Origin of the sequence: Georgenia satyanarayanai (assembly GCF_900116375.1) — a bacterium.
Lineage (GTDB): Bacteria > Actinomycetota > Actinomycetes > Actinomycetales > Actinomycetaceae > Oceanitalea > Oceanitalea nanhaiensis.
Window position 1 is genome coordinate 1 of the sequence record NZ_UETB01000032.1, and the last position, 2,264, is coordinate 2,264.

The window sequence follows — 2,264 nt, forward strand, 5'->3', positions numbered from 1 at the left end:
ACAGCGCATGGGCCCCGACATCTCACCCGACCGGTTGTAGCTCTAGCGGCTTCGCGACACCGCTGCGACCTTCGCCCAGTCCCGGTGGCGGATCCTTTACTTGGACTCCGCGGTCCGCGTGAACGCTCGGTCAGAGAGGCGCGGCCTGGCGGTCACGCCGACGCTCGATCCGAGCGAGGAGAAGGCATGACCCACCGGCGAGGAGTGCAGCCCACACGGCGTAGAAGGTGACGGCCTGCGTGGCCGTTGGGGCGAGGACGTACACAGCTGCTACGACGACGGCGTAAGCGGCGATAAGGCCGCCGAGGTACCTCGCCCACCGTCCCCGTCGATGGCGGAGCGCCCACAACTTCGTCACCCGGGCGCTCATGGCTGAGGCGAGGCCGAGGGCTATTCCGACGGCAGTGGCGATCGGCACGGAAATGATCCAGCCCAGGGCGATGGAGCCAGCCAGGAGCGCGGTTTCGTCTATCCCGAACTGTCCTGTGGATGGAGTCAGGAGCGCGGGAAGCAGGGGGAGCGTCCAGGGCAAGACAGCGCCCGCGATGGATCCCAGCACCCAGTAGCCAACCAGCGCGAGGACCCATCGGTGGCGCCGCGGCTCGCCATGTACATGGCGAGTCTGCGATGACTGGCGCTGCGTCATGCCTTTGACCATAGCTCCCGGTATCGGCGGTGATCCGGCTGCCCCGTCACCTCCATCGCCGTCCTCCCGCTGCTCCACGACGTCGTCCCGCGCGAGGATTGCCTTGCGGCGTCATCGTGGCTTTGCATAGAGGGCCGCGGTCGGGCAGAGGTCGTTGGGAGAGAGGCTCGATAGCTCAGTGTGTGCTGTATGGTCAGCGCATGCTGACTACTGCTTCGCGGCTGGACGTGATGAACCGGTTGGGCCGGGCGATGGCCGACCCGACCCGCTCCCGCATCCTCATGACGCTCCTCGAGGGCCCTGGCTACCCGGCGGTGCTCGCCCGGGATCTGGGCCTGACCCGGTCGAACGTGTCGAACCACCTGACCTGCCTGCGGGACTGCGGCATTGTCGTGGCCGAGCCCGAGGGGCGCCAGACGCGGTACGAGATCGCCGACCCGCACCTGGCCGCGGCGATGACCGCGCTGGTCGAGGTGACGTTGGCCGTCGATGAGAACGCCCCGTGCGTGGATGCCGCCTGCACGGTGCCCGGCTGCTGCCCGAGCGGGACCGTGGCATGAGCGCGACCACCCACGCGCCCGTCGAGGAGCTCGAAAGCGACGACGGCCTGCGCGCCGCACGCGCGCGCTCACCAGCCCGCGCTCGGACGCTGACCCACGGACAACGCGCCCCCCTGACCCACCGCCGCCAGTCCGGCGCGCCCTGAAAGGCACCCGATGGAACTGCTCACCCCGATCCTGCAGGCGATCGGCCTGTTCGTGGCCACGAACATCGACGACATCATCATCCTGTCCCTCTTCTACGCCCGCGGCGCCGGCCAGCGGGGCACCACCCGCAAAATCCTGCTCGGTCAGTACCTCGGCTTCGGAGGCATCCTGCTCGCCGCCGTGGTCGTCTCCCTCGGGGCTCGCTCCTTCCTGCCCGAGGACGCACTGCCCTACTTCGGTCTCATCCCCCTCGCCCTGGGCCTGTACGCGGCATGGCGAGCGTGGCGCAACCGCGATGACGATGACGACGACGAGGAGGCCAAGGTCGCCGACAAGCAGGTCGGAGTCCTGACCGTGGCCGCCGTGACGTTCGCCAACGGCGGGGACAACATCGGGGTCTACGTCCCCGTCTTCGCCACCGCGTCCACCACCGCGATCATCGCCTACTGCCTCGTCTTCCTCGCCCTGGTCAGCCTCCTCGTCCTCGCAGCGAAGTACGTCGCCACCCGGCGGCCCGTCGCCGAGGTCCTCGAACGCTGGGAGCACATCCTCTTCCCGCTGGTCCTCATCGGCCTCGGCATCGTCATCCTGCTCGAGGGCGGCGCCTTCGGCCTGTAGCACCGCGCGGGTGAGTCTGGTAGTCGGCCGCTCCGACGTCGTCAGGACCCCGGGGCGCCTCGGCACACGACCCGCGCCTCTTCTTGGGCGGGAGCAGGGGGAGGTCGGAGCTTCCATGAGCGTTGACCGTCCCGTAGGAGGAACCCGCCCCGGCGACGCCCACGTTGCTCGGGAAGCCAGGCAGTGACGCGCCGCAGGGGGATCCCCAACTGACACAGCCTCGTTCGCACGCTTAGCGACTCCGGGCTGCGTAAAACCACTTCAGTCCTCGCTGTATAGTTCAGCGCATGCTG

The 2,264-nt window shown here is 68.8% G+C and carries 3 protein-coding genes; 2 read left to right on the plus strand and 1 reads right to left on the minus strand.

Features of this window, described 5'->3' with window-relative positions:
• Positions 1 to 130 precede the first annotated feature (130 nt).
• Complete coding sequence (locus DSZ44_RS17985; protein ID WP_110854000.1) at positions 131 to 646, minus strand: hypothetical protein; 516 nt, start codon at positions 644 to 646, stop codon at positions 131 to 133.
• A gap of 200 nt (positions 647 to 846) precedes the next feature.
• Between DSZ44_RS17985 and cmtR the strand changes: the two genes are divergently transcribed.
• Together cmtR and DSZ44_RS17995 are read left to right on the plus strand one after the other, a co-directional pair.
• Positions 847 to 1,206 carry a Cd(II)/Pb(II)-sensing metalloregulatory transcriptional regulator CmtR gene (gene cmtR / locus DSZ44_RS17990; RefSeq protein ID WP_110854001.1) on the plus strand — a complete coding sequence of 120 codons (360 nt, stop codon included), beginning with the start codon at positions 847 to 849 and terminating at the stop codon, positions 1,204 to 1,206.
• A gap of 156 nt (positions 1,207 to 1,362) precedes the next feature.
• The gene (locus DSZ44_RS17995; protein WP_110854002.1) at positions 1,363 to 1,971 is read left to right on the plus strand and encodes a cadmium resistance transporter; all 609 of its coding nucleotides are present in this window, start codon (positions 1,363 to 1,365) and stop codon (positions 1,969 to 1,971) included.
• The last annotated feature ends 293 nt before the right edge of the window (positions 1,972 to 2,264 follow it).